Consider the following 22,904-nt stretch of genomic DNA (forward strand, 5'->3'; position numbering starts at 1 on the left):
TTAGCAGAAAGCAAAAGGTGAGTTTGTATCAAGCCCTGAATGTTTTCGCCTTGTGTTTATGAAAGTGGCTAAGTAGTATAGCGCCCTTACTCTGGATTGTTTTCGCTGGACGAAACCACTTACCAGTAAATGTTTTTGTTTGTAGATGTAGTGGGATATGCAACTAGTTTCTTTTCCAACGATGAAAATCGTGTTTTTTGGCAGCCTAGTAGCCACTCTAGCAGCGTGCTCTAATAGTGGCGATAAACACCGCCAAGCTGAGCGTGGTTTTGAGTATTTAGATGCTACCCAAGTAGAACCCTTAGTGATCCCAGATGGGATAACACCACCTGAGCAAAGTAGTGAATTTGTTATTCCAACACCGCAAGCTAAAGAAGAAATTTTAGTTGGCTCGGCGGTGGATGTTCGCGCACCTGTGCAAATTATTCCGCTGATTGCCGGTAGCCGTATTGAAGATACCGATGATGGTTTGATTTTTTGGTTTGATATTTTACAAGCACAAACGGCTACCGAAACCACTGCAACAATGATGCAAACCATTAGCGATTACATAAGCTATCGTAATTCGTCGGTTGCTCGCCGCGATGATCAGCAAGCTTTAATCGAATCTAATTGGTTGGTTGATGCTGAAACGGTAGAAGGTAGCTGGTGGATTTTCTCCAGTGATACCGTTATGGAGCAACGCCAAAAGTTTATCTATCAGCTAGAAGTTAAACCTCACGGTCGAACTGCTGGTCTAAAAGTAAGCTTTGTCGATGGTGAAATTTATCGCGATGGTGGAGACTTAGCGATTGATTTAGATGAGTTCGACAAGCAGCGCCTAGCAGTGGTAGAGCTTAATCGCTTAATTGGTTACGTAAGTGACCGACGTGAAGAGCTAGAAGAACAGCTGGCAGCTCAACGTGAAGAAGCGCGCTTAGCTGCCATGAGTGAAGCTGAGAAAGAACAGCTTTATGATGAAACAGTGAACCTAGTATTGGTGAACGACAGTGGCGCTGCTTACTATAAAGCGCGTGCCAACATGGAAAAAACCATGAAGCGTTTGCGTTTAGTATTACCTTTGGCGGGCTTCACCATTACAGACTACATTGCTAACTCTGGCAGTTTGTACCTAACCTACGAGCGCCCACCAGAGCAGGTACTTGAAAACTACGGTTTAAGTACCATGGAGTTCGAAGAGAAAGACTATATCTTTACTGTTGGCTCAAATGGCAATGTTACTCAAATCACCCTAAGTGATAACGAAGGTGTAGTGCTTAAGCCGAGTGAAGTGAAGAGCTTGTATCCTTACCTCGCTATCTTGATGAAGATGGGCTTAGATACTCGCGATAGCTTGTCTCGCTAACAAAAACTGCCGCTTGAGCTAAACTTAAAGGGCCTCTAAATAGAGGTCTTTTTTTTGCCTGTGATTAATAGTGCTAGATGATTCGGCTTGGATACATACCAAGATAAAAACCACCTGCTTAGTTGTTTATTAGCGTGTGTTAAGCGCTTTAGTCATCAACGAAATAGGCCTGTTATTGACGTATTGGCACTTAATTTTGGTTAATCAAAAAGCGTTTTTCACCAAATAAGGTATCTATTATGAAGGTATTGTTGGTAGTTAGTGTGGCCCTTACTCTTGGTGCATGCAGTAATAGCCCGAACAGTAATTCAAATGGCGTTGATACGGTGGCTGAGCCTAGCCATTCTAGCGTGGATAGCGTAGGTGCTAACTCTGCAGAAAGTACTACCACTATCGTTGCCGGAGAAGCGAGCAACTCTAGTGTAGATACTATTGGCGCAAATGAGGCGACTAGCAACACGACAAGGCCGATTATAGACCCAGAAGTAGACGCCATGTTTGGACAGCTCATTCGACAATCTATTGCCAACGGTAATGAAAAGCAGGCTTTAAAGCTTGTAAAAGATGCCGAGCAAGCGGGTTCACTTACAGCCAGAGATGTTTACTTACAGGCTTTAGAAAAACAAAAGGAGCAGCAATAAGGCTTAGGGAGAGTTAACTATTACTAGGTGGCTTAGCGTGGTTTTGAGTCCTGCGACTTTTTTGATTTGGGCAATTTTGTCTTGCTGTTAAATCGATCCATGTGCTTGAGCAACATCAAATTGCCGAGGATAAAACCCAAAACCAGAACAATGATCAGAATAACGTAGCCGATTGCCAAAGTAAGTCTCCAAATCGTGTTATCGCAGATTATTTAAACTAGCTCAGCGAGAGCTAGTTTGGCCAGTTAAACGCTGAGTGCTTGAAGGTTAAGGCTAGAAATAAAGCTTATAAGCGCCACAGCAAGTAACAAGGGGGCTGGCGGGGCGGTTTTCTTTAGTTGGGGGAATAACCACAACAAGGTCGCTAGCAATAACAAGCTGCTCATAACTACAAAATGCTTAACTGTATCGCCTTGTTCCAATAGTGTTTGGTTTAAAATCAGGTAAATACAAACTGCTACAAGGCTACACATTGCCGCCGCGAGCCCGGCAAAAGGCAGTAGCTTATCAAAGCTCGTTAAGCGGTGTTTAGCCTTAACCATTAGCCAATGAGCAATAGCCGACGCGCAAGCAATAAAGCTAAAAATCGCGATGCTATGTTGCAATAACACAACCACACCGGCTAATACCAGTGGCGTCCCCATTAACCACCAATAGTTAAGGTTTAAACTACGTTTGTGTTTAAGCTTGTTGATTTTGTAAGTTAATACCCAACCGATTAAGGCACTAGCGAAGACTAATCCTAGCAACCAAGTAGCTTGTTGGCTTTCAAATCCACTTAATCCCGCCAAGGTAATAAAGCTAACAAGCGTGCTTAATTGGCGTTGAATTCTGCCTGTTTGCCCGGGGCATAGTTCGCCTTTGTGCAGAACCAGCATCAATACCAAAAAGGCCAGTGCAGAGCAGCTAACAAGGCTAACAAACAAGGTGGTGTAAAAGCTGGGCATTAGGTCTCCGGTAAACAGATATTGGTAACGTATTGGCTAAAAATTTGTTCGATGTGTTGTTCAATACAAGCAAAGCCTTCCACTTGTGCGTTACTTAAGTGTTCCAGTACTTGGCTAGCATTGAGCTTACTCATCATGGTTTGGCTGGTGGCTAGGTGGCTTAAGTGCCACGGCTCAAATTCTACGCCGCCCTTAAAACGCAAGTAGGGGTAGAAAAAGCCGAAATCTTTAGCGTATTTACTTAACCATAACGATAAGTTGTGCTGGCAACCTTGCTCCGCATATTCTAGGGGAATAAGCTCTAAACAGCTGCCTTTAGGCAATAACTTGGGGTCGTAAAAGTCGAAATCGGTGCCCCAATGATGGCGACTAGTGCCTGGTAAAGCCGACCAACGCAAAATAGCATGCAGCTTTTGCTCATCACTCAGGGTAGAGATATCCAGCGGCTGGCTATTGGCATCTAGAATCGGTCGCAGGCCATTCCACTTGTTATTCCAGATCGCCAGCTGGCGGTGAAAATCTCGATAACCGCTAAAAATGCTTAAGTTAAATCCAGCCTGTGTAGCTGCTTTGATAAGCTTTTTGAGATCAGATAAAACTAAGCGATGAACCCAAGCAAGCTCGGGGTCATCAATTAGTTCGCTCTTGTCTAGCCCATAAAGGGCTAGAGGCTTGGCAAGTTTACTCATTGCCGCCAAGAACGTTTACTAACAGCTCGTAGTACATATCTGCTAACTGTTCTAAATCGGCCACTTTAACGCACTCATTTACCTTATGAATGGTGGCATTTACTGGACCAAGCTCAACAACTTGAGTTCCCATTTTGGCGATAAAGCGGCCATCAGAAGTTCCTCCAGTAGTAAGTAATTCAGGCGCTTTCTTGGTTACTTTGCTTACCGCATTGCTCACCGCCGATAAGAAGTCGCCTTCTTCGGTTAAGAATGGTTGGCCGTTGTAGGTCCAATCTAATTGGTAGTCTAAGCCGTGGCTATCAAAGATATTGTGCACTCGTTTTACAATGTCACTATCTGTTAGCTCGGTGGAGTAGCGGAAGTTAAATTGAACATCTAATTCACCAGGAATCACATTGGAGGCGCCTGTACCTGAGTGAATATTGGCAATTTGAAAGCTAGTAGGTGGGAAGAATTGATTTCCGTTGTCCCAGTGCATAGCGGCCAATTCGGCGAGCGCCGGTGCTGCATCATGAATTGGGTTTTTAGCTAGGTGAGGGTAGGCTACGTGGCCTTGTACACCTTTTACCCTTATATCTCCGGTTAGTGAGCCGCGGCGACCATTTTTAACCACATCTCCCACAAGGTGAGTAGACGATGGTTCACCCACCAAACACATATCAATTATTTCATTACGTTCCATTAAGGTATCTACCACGCGGGTAGTGCCGTTGATAAATGGGCCTTCTTCATCAGAGGTGATCAAGTAAGAAATAGAGCCAATGTGATTAGGGTAATCAGCCACAAATCGCTCGGTAGCAACGATCATAGCTGCTAATGATCCTTTCATGTCGGCCGCTCCGCGGCCATGTAAAACACCATCAATCACGGTTGGCTCAAAGGGAGGAGTATGCCATTTTTCGGCAGGCCCTGGAGGTACTACATCGGTATGGCCAGCAAAACAAAACAATGGGCCGGTATTACCTTTACGTGCCCACATATTGGTGGTGTCTTCAAATACCATTTCTTCAATATTAAAACCAACAGCGGCTAATCTATGGGCCATTAATTTTTGGCAATCGCAATCTTCCGGAGTAACCGAAGGTCGGCTAATAAGATCTTTTGCTAAGTGTAAAACGGGACTATCTGACATGAATTTATGCTTCCGGAGAAAAGAGTTGTTGATATTGGTCGGCTTTAAAGCCAAGCGTGAATGATTGCTCAACTTGAAGCAATGGGCGCTTAATCATTGCTGGATGCTCGGCTAGCAATTGAATGGCAGAGTCTTTATTCAGTTCAGCTTTTTGCTGGTCGCTTAGCTGGCGATAGGTAGTACCGCGCTTATTCAAAACCGCTTCCCAGCCTAGCTGTTCACACCAATGGCTAATTTGCTCAAGGCTTACCCCATCTTTACGATAGTCGTGGAAGCTAAACTCGATGTTGTGTTCGTTTAACCAACGGCGGGCTTTTTTAATAGTGTCGCAGTTGGGGATCCCGAACATTACTATGTTAGTTGCAGACATGTATGTTCCCTTTTTTATTTTGGCTAAGAATACCAGAGCTGAAGGCAAAGCTCATCGACCAATTAAGCTGGTAGGGGAATTAGTAAGACTTAGGTGTATTTAAGGCAAAAAAAACCACGCTAATTAGCGTGGTTTAATCACTTAGGCAAAGCCCAGTTTATTTAATAATGGTTAGCACCGGCGTTTCGCTAATGGTTACAGAACCTGATTTTTTCACTAACTCTTTAATCTCGTCCATATTAGAGATAACCACTGGCGTTAGTGTTGATTTTGCTTTTTCTTCTAGCACCGCTAGATCAAACTCAATAATCACATCACCTTGTTTCACTTCTTGGCCTTCAGCCGCGATACGAGTGAAACCTTCACCTTTTAGCTCAACGGTATCAATACCGAAGTGAACAAACAGTTCAACGCCGTCGGTTGATTCTAATGAAAACGCGTGGTTAGTTTCAAAAATCTTACCAATGGTACCGTCACATGGCGCTACCATTTTGTTACCGCTTGGCTTAATCGCGATACCATCACCCACGATTTTTTCAGCAAATACTACATCAGGCACTTCTTCAATAGGAACGATTTCACCAGATAGTGGGGCGATAATATCGATCCCGCCTTTGCTTGAACTATCATCTGAAACCATTTTCTTGAATTTGTCGAATAGACCCATTGTGGCGCTCCTAAATTCTTATGTATTGTGCAGTTGTAACTATCTTAACAGACGGAATTTTGTTTAACAAAAGTGTCAACTAACGTTTCAATTTCAGCGGCTGTTGGTAACGCTAAAGCTTGATCGGCTAATTTCTTCACATCAGCATAGTTTGAATTACGGATCAGTTTTTTGATCCTTGGTATAGAAATGGCACTCATTGAAAATTCATCTAAGCCCATTCCCATCAATAACAAGGTGGCAGTTTCATCACCAGCCAACTCACCACACATACCAGTCCACTTACCTTCAGCATGTGAAGCATCAATAACTTGCTTGATCAAAGTAAGAACTGCCGGTGACATTGGGTTATAGAGTGACGAAATAAGCTCATTACCACGATCTACTGCTAGAGTGTACTGAGTTAAGTCGTTGGTTCCAATACTAAAGAAGTCTACTTCTTTAATTAAATGGTGGGCAATAGCCGCTGCTGCCGGTGTTTCAACCATTACGCCAACTTCAACTTCTTCATCAAAGGCGATGTCTTCAGCGCGCAACTCCGCTTTTAGCGTATCTAATACACCGTTTAACTTGCGAATTTCTTCAACCGAAATAATCATCGGGAACATGATGCGCACTTTACCAAAAGCTGAAGCGCGTAATAGAGCGCGAAGTTGAGCATTCATGATTTCTTCACGGTCGAAGAAAATACGAATCGCACGCCAACCCAAGAATGGGTTCATCTCTTTTGGCAAATCTAAATAAGGTAAGTCTTTATCGCCACCAATATCCATAGTACGGATAATCACAGGGTGGCCTTGCATCGCTTCTACTACAGCTTTGTAAGCTTCGAACTGCTCGTCTTCGCTTGGCAGTGAATCGCGATCCATGAACAAAAACTCAGTGCGGTATAAACCCACACCTTCTGAGCCGTTGCGGTGAGCACCGTCGACATCTTTAATGGTGCCGATGTTGGCGCATACTTCAATTTGATGGCCATCTAAAGAAACCGCTGGCAAGTCTTTTAACTTAGCTAACTCAGCTTTTTCGTCTATGTAGCTTTGTTGACGCTGCTTGTAAGTAGCTAGTTGCTCGTCGCTAGGGTTAATAATCACTTCGTTGTTAAGGGCGTCTAGCGCAATGATGTCACCGTTCTTTACTTGTTGGGTAACATCGTTGGTGCCTACTACGGCGGGTAGCTCTAATGAGCGAGCCATAATAGAGGTATGTGAAGTGCGACCGCCGATATCGGTAACAAAACCTAGCACTTTGTCTAAGTTAATTTGCGCCGTTTCTGATGGTGTTAAATCGTTGGCTACTAAAATCACTTCTTCGGTAATGGTACTTAAAGAAACAATTTCTATACCTAGAATGTTTTTAACTAAACGAGAACCTATGTCGCGAAAGTCCGTAGCGCGTTCTTTTAGGTAAGGGTCGTCTAACTCGGCTAGCATCTGCGCGTTTTGCTCAATAATGGTATGAGCTGCGTTGTCTGCGCTAACTAAGTTATCTTTAATGCAGGCTAGAATTTCCTCTTCAAGCTCTTCATCTTCTAACAACATGATATGTCCTTCGAAGATAGCTTCTTTCTCTTCGCCGAAGGTTTTACCTGCCATTATTTTAATTTCTTCCAGCTGTGCAGACGTTTTATTTCGTCCTTCGAAAAAGCGTTGTACTTCGCTTTCTACCTGCGCTGCGTCGATATTAGTTTGGTTAATCACTACTTCTTGTTCTGCAAGTAGCAGTGCTTTACCAATTGAAATTCCTGGAGATGCCAGAATACCTGAAATCATAACCTACACCTATTTAGTTGAACTGATTAACGGACTTATAAAAATGCTGACTTATTCAAGTTCATCCATTAACGCAACTAGCTTTTCTACTGCGGCAGTTTCATCTTCGCCTTCGGCGCGAATTACCACACTAGTACCTTTAGTTAGGCCAAGAGTTTGTAGTTTAAAAAGGCTTTTTGCACTGGCAGATTTGCCATTGCTCTCAACAGTGATATCGCTAGAAAATGCTTTTGCTTCTTTTACAAATTGTGCCGCAGGGCGAGTATGAAGACCATTTTCAGCGGTGATAACAACACTTTTCTCAAACATACAATCATTCCTCAAGTTAAATTATGTCGCCTATAGCTTGATATAAGCTTAGACGCTTATTAGTAAAACGTTTTCGAGAAAAAAATAACGTAAAAACCTCGAGTAAAGTTTAATCTACGTCAAATTTTCCTATTTAGTTGTACAATGTTACTTAATATTACATAGGGGGTTTTAGTATAACTCTATGTAATTTAATAAATAATACTAATTTATCGAAGTGAACAATGTATCTATTTTGATACCTTTCGTTACAAACTGATACATTGTAAAGCGCATTGTTTAGCGATTTGGAGTATAGATTTTGCAGTTTTGTTGCACAAGTCTTAATGGTTAATTTTCTTTGGAAATAAAGTCTTGGTCGCAAAAAAAAGCAACCTATTGCAGGTTGCTTAGTTATTGCTTGGTTTTATTTGCTTATTGAACGTTTTCTTGTTCAGTAAAGATGTTGGCAAATAAAGCACTTGATAGGTAACGCTCACCTGAACTTGGCAATATTACAACAATCGTTTTATCAGCAAATTCTGGTTTTTCAGCGATGCGGTTAGCAGCTACAACAGCGGCACCTGAAGAGATACCCGCTAAAATGCCTTCTTCTTCCATTAAGCGTTGTGCCATAGCAATGGCGTCTTCGTTGCTTACTTGCTCTACAGCGTCAACCATTTCTAAGTCAAGGTTGCCAGGAATGAAACCTGCACCAATACCTTGGATTTTGTGTGGGCCAGGAGTAAGTTCTTCACCTGCTTTAGCTTGAGCAATAATTGGTGAATCTACCGGCTCTACAGCAACAGAAGTGATGTTTTTGCCCTGTTCCAGTTTAATGTAACGGCTAACACCTGTAATAGTACCACCGGTACCTACACCAGCCACAAACACATCAACTTCGCCATCGGTGTCTTCCCAGATCTCTGGGCCAGTGGTTTTTTCGTGGATCTCTGGGTTAGCTGGGTTATCAAATTGACCAAGCAATACGTATCTTTCAGCGTTGCTATCGCGAATTTCTTCCGCTTTAGCGATAGCGCCTTTCATGCCTTTAGCACCTTCAGTTAGTACTAAGTTTGCACCCAATGCTTTAAGCAGTTTACGGCGCTCTAAGCTCATGGTATTTGGCATTGTGAGCGTGATTGGGTAACCACGTGATGAAGCAACAAATGCTAGTGCAATACCGGTATTACCACTGGTAGGTTCAATGATTTCTTTACCTGGGCCAAGCAAACCTTTCTTTTCTGCGTCCCATACTAAGTTTGCGCCGATACGACATTTAACACTGAAGCTAGGGTTACGGCTTTCTACTTTAGCAAGTACGTTACCTTTGCTTACGCGGTTAAGGCGAACTAGTGGTGTACGACCAATAGTCAGGGAATTGTCTTCGTAAATCTTACTCATTGAAACGTCCTTTTTAAGGTTTATAGGCTTGCTACAATCAGTGATTATCAGCACTTAGCAGCATTACTGTGTTACTAGCATAACGCGCTATTTGGGAAGGGGAAGTAACGTTTATTTATAACGTTATGTAATTAAGAGATAAATTGATATGCCATAAAGCTAGGATTTGTAGAAGACTTGTGAATAAACGCAGTCATAGCTGGCTCTAGGTCTATTATTGAAGCTATAAGCATTGTTAGTTTTAAGCTGCAATTGGACTAGATGATGAGGCAACCACAAACTTGCAGTGCCAAAACTGCGAGCTGATTAACTATTATCTTTATCCCATTATTTTGTTTAATAGTTAACATACGGTTGTCTGGTATAACTTTACATTGAAGCACAATAGCGTTTAACAGCTAAAAGGATGAGAGATACAAATGGAAAAGGTTGCGCGTTTAGCAAGTAAGCACTGGCTAATTGCCATGGTGTTGTTTTCTATTTATGGCGTTCAAGTTTGCCCGTTTTTGGAAGCTCAAACGCCTCTTCAATTATTACTCCCTATCATTATTAGCTTTCTTGTCACCTTGTTGGCGAGGCGCTTTGCCTGTTTGGCAATAGAAAAGAAGTCAAAGGAACAGCAAGTAAGCGCCCAGTTCACTCTCGATTTTTCACTGTTTTTAATCATGGCCTTAAGCATCGTTAGTTATAACTTAATGATGTTTGAGCCGCCTTGGGAGTCAAACTTAAAGGTTATTTTAGGTTTGGCTGCTTTGGGCTTTTATGTAGCGGCAGATTTAGCCTTGTTTAAGAAATGGCAAATTGCTCAGGACTTAGAGAGTGCTGGCCAACACTTACAGATTAAGCCGCAGCCTTATTCTGTTAGTCAAAAGTTTTCAGCCTTCGCGGCGGCCAGTGCTTTCGTGTTAGCTGGTATTATCTTTCTGGTGATTAATAAGGATTTAGATTGGTTAGTAAATGTTGGTTCAGAACTCTACCCGATTGAAGTGGCTCAGCGTTATATTGTTATCGAGCTAAGCTTTGTATTGCTGGTGGTATTGGCTTACGTGCTACGGGTAATAAGCAGTTACTCACGCAACCTAAAGCGTTTGCTAGAAAACGAAAATCATAGCTTGGCTAAGGTACAAGCCGGCCAATTAGATACTCAGGTCACCATTAGTAGTAGTGATGAATTTGGCTTGATAGCACAGCGCACTAATTCAATGATAGCTAGTTTGCAACGCAGTACTTTGTCACTTCAGCAAACGCGGGATATCGCCATTCACAGTTTGGCGACACTAGCTGAAACCCGTGACAATGAAACCGGCGCGCATATTCTACGTACGCAGTACTACGTTAAAGCCTTGGCTGAGACACTGCAAAATGAGCAAGGTTTTAGCAATTTATTAAGCCCTCAGATTATTGATTTAATCTATAAGTCAGCCCCCTTACATGACATAGGGAAAGTGGGGATCCCTGACGCCATTTTACTTAAGCCCGGTCAACTTGATGATGAGCAGTGGCAGATCATGCGCCAGCATCCTGAAATAGGTGCCGATGCTTTAGCCGAAGCTGAACGCCAGTTTGGCAGTGAGGATGCGGCCTTCCTGCAATACGCTAAAGAAATCGCTTTATCTCATCACGAGAAATGGGATGGAAGTGGTTACCCCGAAGGGTTAGCTGGAAGTGACATTCCCTTAAGTGCGCGCTTAATGGCCTTGGCAGATGTTTATGATGCGCTCATTTCTAAGAGGGTATACAAACCTGCTTTTTCTCACGACAAAGCTAAGCAGATTATTTTAGAAGGGAAGGGCTCGCATTTTGACCCTGCCGTGGTTGAGGCATTTTGCCGATGTGAGCAGCAATTTGTCGAGATTGCTGCTCAATACAGTGATAAACCAGAGTGTGCAGTTTAGTTGCTGTAAACCACAATGGATACGCGGTAGCGATCTCTTTTCGGGCTGCGCTCTACGGTGTAAACCGAGTAGTGGCTGGCGTTTTGGGTACTGGCCCATTCCACGGCTTCTTTTTCGGCTATGTCTAAATCTAAGTTGCTCAAAAAGGTTTTTTGGGCCACTTTGGTTAAATTCATTTCCTGGGCTTCGCCGTAGTTTATCTTTTGTAGTGAACTGGCTGCTGCCATCACTGAACCCGCACTCAGTAAGCTGACGCTTAGTACTAAGCCCGATAATAGATGTTTGGTTTTCATTACTGCTTCTCCTCGACCAGCTTGTCTCGATAACTATCGACCCAAATTGCTGTGGCACCACATACCGCTACCGGCATGATAATTAAGTTTAATAGGGGTACGGTACTAAAAAATAAAACGATCGCTCCAAATCCACTGTTACGAATGCGATCTTGCTTAAGTTGATCGCGCATAGTAGCAAATGGAATGCGATGATTGTCAAAAGGGTAATCAATGTACTGAATGCACATCATCCAAGCACAGAATAAAAACCACAGTATAGGCGCAATAGTTTGGCCAATGGCAGGGATTAAAAACAGCAGTAATAAGCCCAGCGCTTTGGGTAACCAATACCACAGTTTTTGCAGCTCGCGAGAGAAAATACGTGGTAAATCTTTGATAAGTTCAACTATCGACATGTCGTCGACTTTTTTGCCACTAAGGTGCATTTCTACTTTTTCGGCTAATAAGCCATTAAATGGCGCTGCAATCCAGTTTCCAATAATGCTAAAGGTAAAACCAAACACCATCAAAATAGCGATTATCGCCGTTGGCCAAATTAACCAGCTTAGCCAATCTAGCCAGCTTGGTAAGTAATCAATAATTTGTTGAACCCAAGTGCCTAACTGTTGGTATAAAAAGAAGAATGCCGCACCAAATAACAAGATGTTAGCGATTAGAGGAATCATCACAAAAAGCCGAAGACCAGGTTGAGTAATTAAGCTGAAACCCTGGGCGATGTAAGAAATTCCGCTGCGAGAAGCAAGCGAATGCTGCGTCATTGTTGTGATCCCTCGTTTGTTTATGGACTCATATATTACAAAGCGTTGATAGCTCTGGTAAAGTCTTGCTTAACAATAGCAACAAATTAAGCAAAATCATTTATGCGCTTGAAACAAATCCGCCTCGCCGGGTTTAAATCTTTCGTTGACCGAACCACCATCCCTTTTCCCACCGATATGACAGCCATAGTAGGGCCAAACGGCTGTGGCAAGTCAAACGTGATCGACGCTGTTCGCTGGGTATTAGGCGAGAGCAATGCCCGCCATTTGCGCGGTGGCTCTATGACCGATGTTATTTTTAATGGTTCAACCAAGCGCGCCGCTGTATCTAAAGCTATGGTGGAATTGATTTTCGATAACCAGCAAGGGCGAATTGGCGGTGAGTTTGCTAGTTACGCTGAGATTGCCGTTCGCCGAGAAGTTAGTCGAGATGGTCAAAACAACTATCTGCTAAATGGCGCTAAATGCCGTAAACGCGATATTACCGATTTGTTTTTAGGAACTGGCCTTGGTCCGCGCAGTTACGCGATTATTGAACAAGGCATGATTAGCCGTTTAATCGAGTCGAAACCACAAGAGCTGCGGGTGTTTATCGAAGAAGCAGCTGGCGTGTCTAAGTATAAGGAACGTCGACGCGAGACTGAGCTGCGGATTAAACACACCGATGAAAATATTCTGCGTCTGCGAGATATCGAATCAGAGCTTGCGCAACAAGTCAGTAAGCTTAAAACCCAAGCGCAAGCGGCGAAACGTTATCGCCAGTATCGAGAACGTCATCGTGAACTAAAAGCGCTTATTTGCCTTCAAGAGTTGCGCCAGTTAGACGCGAGCATTGATAAAGGCAATCAGGGGAATGATCAGGCCGAACAGCAACAAAGGCACGAAGAACACCTGATAACTCAAACGGAAAACCAGCTTAGCTTGCTTAACCATCAAATTGCAGAGCAGCAAGAACAGATTCAAAATCTGCAGCAGCAAAGTTACCAACTTAAAACTGAGTTGGCGAAACTTGAGCAGCAACAATTACATACCAAGCAACAACAAAGTCAGTCGCAACAAAGTCGCGACCGCAACTTAACTCAGCAAGCTGAAATTAAGACAAGCTTAGAGGTGCTCAGTGAGCAGTTAGCGTTGGAACAAGAAGCCATCGCAGAACTAGAGTTGCAACAAGAAATGCAGCAGCAAGTGTTGTTAGAGTTAGAACCACAGCTGGAAGATGCCGAGCAACAGCATGCCGATGCTCTAGCTGAGAGTAATGCCTTTTTAGCTGCGAGCCAACAGGCGCGTCATGCTGTGCAGCAGTGCGAAGCCCAATTGCGCCATTGTGAGCAAATGCAGCAGCGCCATAAGCAGCAGATTGCTCAATTAGAGCAAAGCTTAAGTCACTCCGCCGATGGTGATGAATCGGCCTTGCAGCGTTTAACTCAGCAGCTCGACGAAAGCAAACCTAAACAACAAGAGCTTGAGGTGCAGTTGGCACAGGCTGAGTTCTCTAAGCAGCACTTAGCCAACAAACTAGCGGTCTGCCAACAACAATTGCAACAAACTCAACTGCAGCAAACAGCCGAAGAAACCCGCCTGCAAGGTGTAGACAAATTACTTGGGCAGGTTGAGCAAACCGCTCAGCAGCCACTGCTAGATGTTTTGGGCGTGAAGGCTGGATGGGAACAGGCAGCAGATGTGGTTTTAGGTACATGGCTACAAGCGGAGTGGTGTGAGCAACTAGACGCCCAGTTTCCCTTAGCATTAAGCGCCGTTGCGCCTGCGCTAAGTCATCAGCTCGCCCCTCAGTTAGCAACGTTGAGCAGCTTAGCCGAGCAATTAGAGAATGTTGAGCTTGGATACTTATGCGGCCAAGTGCTAGTGGTAGATAATCTTGAGCAAGCGCTGGGCTTGCGAGAGCATCTAAGTCATGAACAATCATTGATTACCGCCAAGGGCGAGTGGGTAGGAAAATACTGGCAGCAGTTGAGCCCACCGAATTACCAACATTCTTTGTTAAGTCTGCAACAAGAGCGCCAACAGCTACACGAGTTATTGGCTCAGTTGGAGGAAAGCTCAGCACAGCTAACGCTTCAACAGCAAGACCTGCAGCAGCAATTTCAGCAACAGGCTGAACAGATAAAAGGGCTAAGCCAAAATTTAGTGACAGTGAAGGCTGAGATTGCCGACTGGCGCAGCCGCTTAGCTTTATTAGAGCAACAGCAAGCCTTTGCCAAGCAACAAGCCGAGCAAATACAGCAGCAAATCGCCGAACTGCAGATTACGCTGGAGCAAGATCAAGAATCGCAGTTATTGCTTGAAGAGCAACTTGAACAGCATCAGGCTGAATTAAACCAGCAAAGCGAAAAGCAACAATATTTGCAACAACAAACTGCACTGGCGACAGATGCTCTAAAGCAGCAACGCTTGAGCTTGCAGCAACAGCAACAAGCTAGTCATCAGCAGCAATTACTATTGCAGCAACAGCAAGCAAAATATCAAGCCCAACTGCAGCAGCAAAGCTATCAGCAGCAAAAGTTGGTAGAGCTTGAACAGCAGTTACAGGCGCAGCCCGAAGAGCACGATGAGCAACTAGCCCTGCTTGGTGAGCAAATTGAACAGCTGCTCGAGCAACACTTAGAATTGGAAGAGCAGCAAGCTGGCGCTAGCGAAGCGCACCACCAAAGTGTTGAACAACAGCAAGCTTTGGCTCAGCAGTTAAAAGATGCGCAGCTACGTTTAAAAGAGTTGATTGAGCAAGGCACGCAACAACGAATTGAGCAGCAAAGTTTGTTAGCGCGTCGAACCGTATTGTTAGAGCAACTAGCGGAGCAAGGTGAAAACTTGAAACACCTTGAGTTATCTCTTCCTGAAGCCAGTTTGGAAGATGACTATGCCGCTGAGCTAAGCCAGGTAGATGCGCGCTTGAAGCGACTAGGCGCGGTGAACTTAGCTGCGGAAGAAGAATTTGAACAGCAGAATGCACGTTATCAAGAGTTAAGCACTCAGCTTGCTGATTTAGAAGCGGCTATTGAAGTGCTACAAACGGCAATCGCCAAAATCGACCGTCAAACCCGTTCTAAATTTAGTGAAACTTTTGCTAAAGTAGACGCAGACTTACAGCAGCTTTTCCCCAAAGTATTTGGTGGCGGAAAAGCATGGCTTGAATTGTCGTCTGATGATTTGCTAGAAACCGGCGTAACCATAATGGCGCGACCTCCGGGTAAAAAGAATGCTAGCATTAGTTTATTGTCGGGCGGAGAAAAAGCGCTTACAGCTTTGGCCTTGGTTTTTGCGATATTTCGCTTAAATCCTGCGCCATTTTGTATGCTTGATGAGGTAGATGCGCCGCTAGATGAAGTAAATGTGGGACGTTTTGCCGATTTAGTGCATAGTATGTCTGATACGGTTCAATTTATATTTATCAGTCACAATAAAGTGACAATGGAAAAGGCCTCGCAACTTGCCGGGGTAACAATGCAGGAGCCAGGTGTATCACGCTTGGTAGCAGTGGATATCGCAGAAGCGATAGCCATGGTGGAATAATAGCTTTAGAGAACAGTTAAATGCAGGAATTACGCATCGTACTTATCGTTGTTGGAATCATTTTAATTATTGCTTTGCTCGCACATGGTTTTTGGAGTAGTCGCAAACAACGACCTGAAAAACTGGTGAGTCCCAAACAATCTTTAGGGGCTCAAGAATCTTCTGCAACACGTGACGACCAAGGTTTTGATGACCTAGGAGTAGGGCAAGCACGAGTGATTGGTGACCCTATTGAAGATGCCATTGCTCAGCAAGGAGCGGCACCTGCTGCGGCTCCAACAGCTAAGCCGCTTGAGACAAAAAACAACCCCGAGTTTGCAGTAGAGCCTAGTGCACCAGCCCAACGAAAAGAGCCAGAATTTAGCTTTTCTGCGGTAGACGAAGCGCCAAGCATTAGCGATAGCCAAGGTTTAGAGGGTTTAGAACCCAAGTCTAACCCAGAGTCTGTGAGTGTTGAACCAGAGCCAAGAGCTTTGTCTAGCGAACCAGAGTTTGCCTTTGATATGGATGAAGCCAAAGAAGAGTTGATAGAGCCTGTGGTTGAGGAACCACAAGAGCCGGTTAAAGATCCTAGTGCACCTGATGACGTGTTTATCTTAAATGTAATGGCGCAAAGTGGCCGTTACTTAAAAGGTGCAGCCCTGTTAGCAAGCTTAAATAAAATTGGTTTGCGCCATGGTGACATGGATATTTTTCATCGCCACTTAGATAACAGCGGCACTGGTCCGGTGATTTTTAGTTTGGCTAACATGGTTAACCCTGGCACTTTTGATATTGATGCCATGGACCAGCTGGAAACCCGTGGCGTGAGCATATTTATGACTGTGCCATGTAAGGGCGAACCAACCAAAAACTTTGCCTTAATGTATAACGCAGCAATGACCTTGGCTAAAGACTTAGACGCGATTATGCTAGATGACCAGCGTAATCCTTTAACCAAGCAGACCGTTAATCACTATGAGCAACGGGTGCGTGAATACGAGCGTAAGCAACTGCTCGTAAACTAATAAATTGTGTGTACTTTTAAGCCTTTCCAATACATGTATTTGGGAAGGCTTTTTTATTTGAAAGGTCTCTCATGGACAAGCCAGAACAACAAATTGAGCAGCTAAGAACTCAACTCGAGCAATATAACTATCAATATTACGTATTGGATGAGCCTTCGGTTCCTGATGCTGAATATGACCGCTTATTTCGAGAATTGCAGAGCTTAGAAAAGCTACATCCAGAACTGCTACGTAGCGACTCGCCTACCCAGCGTGTTAGCGGAACGCCGCTCTCTGCCTTTGACCAAATTCAGCATGAAATGCCAATGTTGTCTTTGGACAATGTATTTAGTGAAGAAGAGCTCAGTGCTTTTAATAAACGCCTGCAAGAGCGCTTAGTAACAACGGATGAGATTAGCTATTGTGTTGAGCCTAAATTAGATGGTTTGGCAGTCAGCATTCTTTATGTGGACGGTGTATTGCAGCAAGCCGCCACACGAGGAGATGGCAGCACTGGTGAAAACGTCACCGAAAACGTGAAAACCATTCGCTCAATTCCACTGCGTTTACGAGGCGACAAGTGGCCAGAAAGGCTAGAAGTGCGCGGCGAAATTTTCATGCCTAAGGCGGGTTTTGAAAAACTTAACCAGCTGGCAATCGAAAAGGGTGAAAAAGGCTTTGCCAACCCACGCAATGCAGCAGCAGGAAGTTTGCGACAGTTAGACTCGCAAATCACTGCTACGCGTCCTTTGGCATTTTATGCCTACTCCTTGGGCGTGGTGAGCGAAAGCTTAAGTCAAAGTCATTATCAGAACTTACAAAGTTTAAAAGACTATGGTTTACCGGTGTGTCCTGAAGTACGCACTGTTAACGGCAGTGAGGCGTGTTTTGCCTATTACCAAGAAATTGGTGAGCGCCGCAATAGCCTCGCCTATGAAATTGACGGCGTTGTTTACAAAGTAGATAGTTTGGAACTGCAGCAACAATTGGGTTTTGTCGCGCGAGCACCTCGCTGGGCAACCGCCCATAAATATCCGGCCCAAGAAGAAATCACCATATTGCGAGATGTTGAATTTCAGGTTGGGCGAACCGGAGCGATAACTCCCGTAGCCCGTTTAGAGCCGGTTTTTGTTGGTGGTGTTACGGTGAGTAATGCCACCTTGCACAACGCTGATGAAATTGAGCGTTTAGCGGTGCGTATTGGCGATTGCGTGATTGTACGCAGAGCTGGTGATGTGATTCCGCAGGTAGCCGGAGTCATCCTTGAGCGTCGCCCAGAAGATGCTAAAAAGATAGTTTTTCCCGAAAGCTGCCCGGTGTGTGATAGCGCCATCGAGCGCATCGAAGGTGAGGCTGTTGCGCGTTGTGTAGCAGGCCTGCGTTGTGGTGCGCAGCGTAAAGAGGCACTAAAACATTTTGTTGCCCGTAAAGCTCTAGATATAGACGGTATTGGTGACAAGTTGGTAGAGCAGTTAGTCGAAGCGGAGTTACTGCAAACCCCCTTAGATTTGTTTCACCTTGCGCAGCAACGAGACGCCTTGTTGAGCTTAGAGCGCATGGGCGAGAAGTCTGTCGATAAGTTGCTTGCCGGTATCGAAGCAGCACGAGAAACCACTTTGGCGCGCTTCATTTATTCCTTAGGGATCCGTGAAGTTGGCGAGGCGACAGCTGGCAACCTTGCTCAACATTTTAAAAGCTTATCCGCAATAGCCGGTGCCAGCCTTGAACAACTGCAAGATGTGCCGGATGTAGGTGAAATTGTTGCTAAGCACCTGCGTTTCTTCTTCACACAAGAGCAAAATGCAGAACTAGCGAATGCGCTGGCCGAACAACTCTCTTGGCCTGCGATAGAAGATAAGGCGGAAGAAGACTTGGCCATGAACGGTAAGGTAATTGTACTTACCGGCACCTTAAGCCAACTTGGTAGAAGCGAAGCGAAACAAGCCCTACAAGCCTTAGGGGCTAAAGTAACCGGTAGCGTTTCTAAGAAAACTGACATTGTGATTGCCGGTGACGCAGCAGGTTCTAAACTGACTAAAGCCCAAGACTTAGGCATAGAAGTGTGGAACGAACAACAATTAGTTGATTTGCTGCAAAGCTAAGTCAATTTCTCCCACTACTATAGAGGCCCGCTAATTTGCTAGCGGGCCTTTTTTGTTGAATAACCACTAGCAAAGCCTTTGATTGTGTTAAATGACTTGCTATGCATGGATTCAGCTACGCTTAATCAACCACCACCTATAAAGTGATCCCTATGAGCCAATTTGATTCTTTGCTCCCACCTCAAATGGCAGAACGCGCCGCCGACGTTGGAGTAAGTAAAGCCACCAAAGATCCGCTTAAAGCCTTTATGCTAGCGCTTACCGCAGGCGCGCATATCGGCATAGCCTTTGTTTTTTATACCACCGTAACCACTGGTGCGGGAGATTTTCCTTGGGGTTTTACCCGTTTAATCGGCGGTATGGCATTTAGCTTAGGCCTGATTTTTGTGATTATTACCGGTGGTGAATTGTTTACCAGCTCTGTATTGACGCTGGTGGCAAGAGCCAGCGGTAAAATCTCATGGAAAAGCTTATGTGTTAACTGGTCATTGGTTTATTTAGGCAATATGGCTGGTGCTTTTGTCTTAGTCTCGCTAATGCTAATGACCAAGCAATATACCTTTGCCGAAGGAGAGGTAGGTATCAATACCATGCGTATTGCCCAGCACAAGCTGCACCATGACTTCTTCCAAGCAGTCGCCTTGGGCATTATGTGTAATGTGTTGGTATGTATCGCAGTGTGGATGACCTTTAGCGCCCGTAGTTTAACTGACAAGGTAATGGTAATGATTCTGCCGGTAGCAATGTTTGTCTCGGCGGGCTTTGAGCACTGTATTGCCAATATGTTCCAAGTACCTATGGCCATTGGCATTAAAAATCTCGCAGGCCCCGAGTTTTGGCAAGCTACTGGCTTAAGCCCAGCTGACTTTGCTGATCTCACTTTTGGTAACTTCTTCATCAACAATTTAATTCCGGTCACTCTCGGTAACATCATTGGCGGAGGGGTATTTGTGGGACTAGGCTATTGGCTTATTTATTTACGAAAGCCCGATTAACCGCGTTTGTTGCATCGTTTGGGTGCGATTGTTGAACACTTAACTAAGCCTGCGACTAGCCAGTATTTACTGCGCTTAACTTAGCCGTAGCTTAGTTTTACTGAGCATTGTGGTAAGGACATAGCGTAAATAGTGATTCCTCTGAATTATTACCTCTTTTGGTGTATATTTTGCTTCGTTAATTCTTGAGTTTAGTTGTTGTACTTGGTGATTTAGGTAGTTTATGTCGGTTCTTTCTCCAAATAGTGTTTTTACTTCGCTTCAGCAAGATGGCCCATTTGCGGTAAGCCGTGATGCCTTTGTGGCGCACCCATTTTCTACTGGCGTTCGCAGCTGGGTAAAACGCTTGCAGCAAGATAGTAATAATGTGTCTAAATACCGGGCACTGCGAAGCCAGATATTTGAGTTTTTGGGCATTGACAGCTTCTCTCAAATCCAGAACTTGATTGATGATGTAAGCTTGCGTAAACAGCGCAGCGAACGAGCATTATCTCTATTGGGCAATATGTTTGGTATTGATGGCAACTTAAACGAAATTGAGAGCCGAGTTGATGAATATGCGCGTACTGCAGATGCGGTCATTCACTCAATTAAGGGAAAAATTCTTTCTCCTTATGCTTCGCATATTGAAAATACCAACGAAATTGAAGTGACCAATAATCCGGTAGAGTTATTGCTGATTATGTTCAATGATGACTACCACAAAAAAGCGCGCTTTGAAGCGCGACGTAAACTGATTTTGATGACCCTGGCTGGCAGCATCGAGCAGCGTGAGCGAGAAACTGAAATCGAAAACAAGTTTTCAGCATTTCTTGAGTTTTTAAACGGCTACGTGTGGAGCAAAGAGCTCAAGATTGGGGAGCTAGACCCGGTTTATTTGCACTCGAAACACCTTAACGACGATTACGCCTGTAGCGAGGTGAAAGTATTAAACCCTCAGCAAGCCAAGCTTATTCAACGTGGCGAGCGTGAAAAACTCACCTTGTTAAAGCGCCGAAGTTTTACTGTGGGCGAGCGTAAAATTCCAATTTACGTTTCTATTCGCAAAAAGCCGCCAGAAGCAAAAGTATTAAAGTTATTACGCAAAAACCAGAAGAATCCCGCGGTGGCGGTAGATGACGAGCTTGGCTTAATGGCGGTTCTAGATTCGGTTAGCGATATTAAAGCCTTTCAAAAGCACCTCACGCGCAGTGCTTCTAGCGCAAATTCCTTAATGGTGCTAGAAGACATTTCCGATACCTTAACCGATAGATCTGAATATCGCGGCAGGGCAGTGGGCTCTAGTGAAAAAACGCCAATGATGAAGTTTTTTGCGCGTTTAGGCGGAATGCGGGTGGAGTTTATTATTCATACCAACCGTACTTGGCTCAATTATATGTATCAACAAGATGTTGCTCACAATGAGTATGAAGTAAAACGAATGTTCGATACCGGGGTCATTGAGCTACTATTCCCTATGGATATTTTCCATTTGAATCACCGAAAGACCCGCGATGAAATGATTCAATTTTTTAGGAAACAAATAGAAGCCTGACAATTTCTAAGTTTCTCTCTACAATAGTCCCTAACCTGAGTAATGAGCTTAACGTTTTAAGTTATATTTATCGATTGTTAGGGAGTTGGTTTGTTATTTAACTCGGAAGCCTTTTTATTTGCATTTTTACCCTTTACATTAGTCGCTTTTTTTTTAGTGTCTAAGTATTTAGGTTATTCTTTTGCTAAATGTTGGTTGATTGTCGCTTCTCTTTTTTTCTATGGTTTTTGGAATCCTAGCTACCTTGCTCTAATTGTTTCCTCTGTTGTGATTAATTTTTACTTATCTCGATGCATCTTGGTATCTAGCGGGTGGATTAGAAAGCTTTGGGCGAGTATAGGTGTTGTCTCCAATTTACTCGTTTTGTCCTATTTTAAATATATGGATTTCATCATTATAAATATTAATGATGTTTTTGGGCTGAATTTCAATCTTATGAATGTTGTCCTGCCATTGGCTATCAGTTTTTTTACTTTTCAGCAAATAAGTTTTTTATTGGATAGTTTTTCGGAAAAGGTTAGTGAGCAATCTTTTCTTAATTATGTGCTCTATGTTACGTTTTTCCCTCAGCTTATCGCTGGTCCAATTGTTCATCACAGTGAAATGATGCCGCAGTTTTCTCAGCATTTTCGAAGAAAAGTAAACTGGAAAAACATCAATATAGGATTGTTACTTTTTTCTATAGGGCTGTTTAAAAAAGTCGTCTTGGCTGATACATTTTCAGTGTGGGCTGATACTGGTTTTGCTCAACCAGAAGCACTGAAAATGATCAGTGCGTGGCAATCTAGCTTAAGCTATACACTGCAGCTCTATTTTGATTTTTCAGGTTATGCAGATATGGCTATAGGCATCGCCTTAATGTTTAATATACAACTACCATTAAACTTTAATTCTCCATATAAGTCATTGACCATAAAGGACTTTTGGAGGAGGTGGCATATGACACTGTCTCGCTGGTTAAGAGATTACCTCTATATTCCCCTTGGGGGGAACCGTAATGGAAGAGCGCTAGCGATTCGAAATGTTATTATTACATTTCTCTTGGGCGGGTTGTGGCATGGAGCTGCTTGGACGTTTGTGGTTTGGGGGGGGCTGCATGGTGTAGCTTTAGCCATTCATAGGATGTGGGAAAGTACAGCGATTAAGATGCCAAAGCTATTCGCCTGGGTATTAACATTTATTTTTATTAACGTTACTTGGGTTTTCTTTAGAGCCAGTGATTTAACAGATGCGTGGTTAGTATTAAAAGCAATGTTTAATATTAATCAACTAGGGAGTGATGTTGAGTTTATTCGATCTGGCCTTTCTCTATCAGGGTCTTTATTGATACTTCCAGCTGGTATTCAATCAATATGGGTTTCATTTTGTATTTTTTTGGGAATGCTTATTGTTGTCAAGTCACCAAATGCTATTGAGGTTTCCAAGAGTTATGAAATAAATGGTGAAAATAAAAAACGGTATTTGGGTTTTTTAACTACTTTTTTGTTAATTGTGTCTGTGTTGACTATATTTTCTGGCCAACAAAGTAGTTTCCTCTATTTTGATTTTTAAT

20 protein-coding genes are annotated in these 22,904 nt (G+C 43.7%); 9 read left to right on the plus strand and 11 right to left on the minus strand.

Translation table 11 applies throughout. The features are described 5' to 3' along the window. The first annotated feature begins 157 nt into the window (after nt 1-157). Both bamC and K5609_RS06375 read left to right on the plus strand, forming a co-directional pair. Nucleotides 158-1,345, plus strand: coding sequence for an outer membrane protein assembly factor BamC (gene bamC, locus K5609_RS06370; RefSeq protein WP_221076448.1), 1,188 nt, complete (start codon nt 158-160; stop codon nt 1,343-1,345). A 239-nt stretch (nt 1,346-1,584) separates the two neighbouring features. Next, nucleotides 1,585-1,986, plus strand: coding sequence for a hypothetical protein (locus K5609_RS06375; RefSeq protein ID WP_221076449.1), 402 nt, complete (start codon nt 1,585-1,587; stop codon nt 1,984-1,986). Nucleotides 1,987-2,018: 32 nt separating this feature from the next. Here the strand turns inward: K5609_RS06375 and K5609_RS21820 are convergent, their stop codons facing one another. The 9 genes from K5609_RS21820 to cysK form a co-directional block, all read right to left on the minus strand. Then, a complete protein-coding gene (locus K5609_RS21820; RefSeq protein ID WP_221076450.1) occupies nt 2,019-2,165 on the minus strand; it encodes a DUF2897 family protein in 147 nt (48 codons plus the stop codon). 66 nt (nt 2,166-2,231) lie between these two features. Continuing rightward, a complete protein-coding gene (locus K5609_RS06385) occupies nt 2,232-2,933 on the minus strand; it encodes a hypothetical protein (RefSeq protein ID WP_221076451.1) in 702 nt (233 codons plus the stop codon). Continuing rightward, on the minus strand, nt 2,933-3,622 hold the full coding sequence (locus tag K5609_RS06390) for a M15 family metallopeptidase (protein WP_221076452.1): 690 nt from the start codon (nt 3,620-3,622) through the stop codon (nt 2,933-2,935). The genes K5609_RS06385 and K5609_RS06390 overlap by 1 nt, the downstream gene beginning before the upstream one ends. Further along, on the minus strand, nt 3,615-4,757 hold the full coding sequence (gene dapE / locus K5609_RS06395) for a succinyl-diaminopimelate desuccinylase (RefSeq protein WP_221076453.1): 1,143 nt from the start codon (nt 4,755-4,757) through the stop codon (nt 3,615-3,617). Before dapE ends, K5609_RS06390 begins: the two co-directional genes overlap by 8 nt. 4 nt (nt 4,758-4,761) lie before the next feature. Further along, nucleotides 4,762-5,127 (minus strand): ArsC family reductase, encoded by a 366-nt coding sequence (locus tag K5609_RS06400; protein ID WP_163132348.1) that lies wholly within the window; start codon nt 5,125-5,127, stop codon nt 4,762-4,764. A gap of 157 nt (nt 5,128-5,284) precedes the next feature. Further along, nucleotides 5,285-5,794, minus strand: coding sequence for a PTS glucose transporter subunit IIA (crr, locus tag K5609_RS06405; RefSeq protein ID WP_016403639.1), 510 nt, complete (start codon nt 5,792-5,794; stop codon nt 5,285-5,287). A gap of 44 nt (nt 5,795-5,838) precedes the next feature. Then, nucleotides 5,839-7,566: a phosphoenolpyruvate-protein phosphotransferase PtsI gene (gene ptsI / locus K5609_RS06410; protein WP_221076454.1), complete on the minus strand. Its 1,728-nt coding sequence runs from the start codon at nt 7,564-7,566 to the stop codon at nt 5,839-5,841. Nucleotides 7,567-7,617: 51 nt separating this feature from the next. Then, entirely contained in the window at nt 7,618-7,875 is a 258-nt protein-coding gene (locus K5609_RS06415; RefSeq protein WP_016403637.1) for an HPr family phosphocarrier protein, read from the minus strand. Between the two features lie 414 nt (nt 7,876-8,289). Continuing rightward, nucleotides 8,290-9,258: a cysteine synthase A gene (gene cysK / locus K5609_RS06420; RefSeq protein WP_163132352.1), complete on the minus strand. Its 969-nt coding sequence runs from the start codon at nt 9,256-9,258 to the stop codon at nt 8,290-8,292. Nucleotides 9,259-9,677: 419 nt separating this feature from the next. On the opposite strand from cysK, the gene K5609_RS06425 reads away from it, so the two are divergent. Then, nucleotides 9,678-11,153 carry an HD-GYP domain-containing protein gene (locus K5609_RS06425; RefSeq protein WP_221076455.1) on the plus strand — a complete coding sequence of 492 codons (1,476 nt, stop codon included), beginning with the start codon at nt 9,678-9,680 and terminating at the stop codon, nt 11,151-11,153. On the opposite strand, the gene K5609_RS06430 is transcribed toward K5609_RS06425, so the two are convergent. Together K5609_RS06430 and cysZ are read right to left on the minus strand one after the other, a co-directional pair. Next, the gene (locus tag K5609_RS06430) at nt 11,150-11,446 is read right to left on the minus strand and encodes a hypothetical protein (protein ID WP_221076456.1); all 297 of its coding nucleotides are present in this window, start codon (nt 11,444-11,446) and stop codon (nt 11,150-11,152) included. The two genes, K5609_RS06425 and K5609_RS06430, sit on opposite strands and share 4 nt — an antisense overlap. Continuing rightward, on the minus strand, nt 11,446-12,207 hold the full coding sequence (cysZ, locus tag K5609_RS06435) for a sulfate transporter CysZ (protein ID WP_221076457.1): 762 nt from the start codon (nt 12,205-12,207) through the stop codon (nt 11,446-11,448). The genes K5609_RS06430 and cysZ overlap by 1 nt, the downstream gene beginning before the upstream one ends. Nucleotides 12,208-12,309: 102 nt before the next feature. Here cysZ and smc point away from each other — a divergent pair, with 102 nt between their 5' ends. The 6 genes from smc to K5609_RS06465 all read left to right on the plus strand — a co-directional run bounded on the left by smc (nt 12,310) and on the right by K5609_RS06465 (nt 22,903). Further along, nucleotides 12,310-15,735 (plus strand): chromosome segregation protein SMC, encoded by a 3,426-nt coding sequence (gene smc, locus K5609_RS06440; RefSeq protein WP_221076458.1) that lies wholly within the window; start codon nt 12,310-12,312, stop codon nt 15,733-15,735. A gap of 20 nt (nt 15,736-15,755) precedes the next feature. Next, nucleotides 15,756-16,742, plus strand: a complete 987-nt coding sequence (zipA, locus tag K5609_RS06445; protein WP_221076459.1) for a cell division protein ZipA — start codon at nt 15,756-15,758, stop codon at nt 16,740-16,742. 71 nt (nt 16,743-16,813) lie between these two features. Then, entirely contained in the window at nt 16,814-18,823 is a 2,010-nt protein-coding gene (gene ligA, locus K5609_RS06450) for an NAD-dependent DNA ligase LigA (protein ID WP_221076460.1), read from the plus strand. A 152-nt stretch (nt 18,824-18,975) separates the two neighbouring features. Further along, on the plus strand, nt 18,976-19,818 hold the full coding sequence (gene focA, locus K5609_RS06455) for a formate transporter FocA (RefSeq protein ID WP_221076461.1): 843 nt from the start codon (nt 18,976-18,978) through the stop codon (nt 19,816-19,818). 223 nt (nt 19,819-20,041) lie between these two features. Then, nucleotides 20,042-21,352: a hypothetical protein gene (locus K5609_RS06460; protein WP_016403628.1), complete on the plus strand. Its 1,311-nt coding sequence runs from the start codon at nt 20,042-20,044 to the stop codon at nt 21,350-21,352. A gap of 90 nt (nt 21,353-21,442) precedes the next feature. Next, nucleotides 21,443-22,903 (plus strand): MBOAT family O-acyltransferase, encoded by a 1,461-nt coding sequence (locus K5609_RS06465; RefSeq protein ID WP_221076462.1) that lies wholly within the window; start codon nt 21,443-21,445, stop codon nt 22,901-22,903. The last annotated feature ends 1 nt before the right edge of the window (nt 22,904 follow it).

The sequence above is a fragment of the Agarivorans aestuarii genome (assembly GCF_019670125.1).
GTDB classification, from domain to species: Bacteria; Pseudomonadota; Gammaproteobacteria; order Enterobacterales; family Celerinatantimonadaceae; genus Agarivorans; species Agarivorans aestuarii.

Excerpts from the sequence above, each read along its gene's own strand:
- smc (WP_221076458.1), top strand. The coding sequence starts at position 12,310 with ATGCGCTTGAAACAAATCCGCCTCGCCGGGTTTAAATCTTTCGTTGAC.
- K5609_RS06460 (WP_016403628.1), top strand. The coding sequence starts at position 20,042 with ATGTCGGTTCTTTCTCCAAATAGTGTTTTTACTTCGCTTCAGCAAGAT.
- dapE (WP_221076453.1), bottom strand. The coding sequence starts at position 4,757 with ATGTCAGATAGTCCCGTTTTACACTTAGCAAAAGATCTTATTAGCCGA.
- K5609_RS06415 (WP_016403637.1), bottom strand. The coding sequence starts at position 7,875 with ATGTTTGAGAAAAGTGTTGTTATCACCGCTGAAAATGGTCTTCATACT.
- crr (WP_016403639.1), bottom strand. The coding sequence starts at position 5,794 with ATGGGTCTATTCGACAAATTCAAGAAAATGGTTTCAGATGATAGTTCA.
- K5609_RS06425 (WP_221076455.1), top strand. The coding sequence starts at position 9,678 with ATGGAAAAGGTTGCGCGTTTAGCAAGTAAGCACTGGCTAATTGCCATG.
- ptsI (WP_221076454.1), bottom strand. The coding sequence starts at position 7,566 with ATGATTTCAGGTATTCTGGCATCTCCAGGAATTTCAATTGGTAAAGCA.
- focA (WP_221076461.1), top strand. The coding sequence starts at position 18,976 with ATGAGCCAATTTGATTCTTTGCTCCCACCTCAAATGGCAGAACGCGCC.
- K5609_RS06375 (WP_221076449.1), top strand. The coding sequence starts at position 1,585 with ATGAAGGTATTGTTGGTAGTTAGTGTGGCCCTTACTCTTGGTGCATGC.
- K5609_RS06385 (WP_221076451.1), bottom strand. The coding sequence starts at position 2,933 with ATGCCCAGCTTTTACACCACCTTGTTTGTTAGCCTTGTTAGCTGCTCT.
- zipA (WP_221076459.1), top strand. The coding sequence starts at position 15,756 with ATGCAGGAATTACGCATCGTACTTATCGTTGTTGGAATCATTTTAATT.
- ligA (WP_221076460.1), top strand. The coding sequence starts at position 16,814 with ATGGACAAGCCAGAACAACAAATTGAGCAGCTAAGAACTCAACTCGAG.
- bamC (WP_221076448.1), top strand. The coding sequence starts at position 158 with ATGCAACTAGTTTCTTTTCCAACGATGAAAATCGTGTTTTTTGGCAGC.
- cysK (WP_163132352.1), bottom strand. The coding sequence starts at position 9,258 with ATGAGTAAGATTTACGAAGACAATTCCCTGACTATTGGTCGTACACCA.
- K5609_RS06430 (WP_221076456.1), bottom strand. The coding sequence starts at position 11,446 with ATGAAAACCAAACATCTATTATCGGGCTTAGTACTAAGCGTCAGCTTA.
- K5609_RS06390 (WP_221076452.1), bottom strand. The coding sequence starts at position 3,622 with ATGAGTAAACTTGCCAAGCCTCTAGCCCTTTATGGGCTAGACAAGAGC.
- K5609_RS06400 (WP_163132348.1), bottom strand. The coding sequence starts at position 5,127 with ATGTCTGCAACTAACATAGTAATGTTCGGGATCCCCAACTGCGACACT.
- cysZ (WP_221076457.1), bottom strand. The coding sequence starts at position 12,207 with ATGACGCAGCATTCGCTTGCTTCTCGCAGCGGAATTTCTTACATCGCC.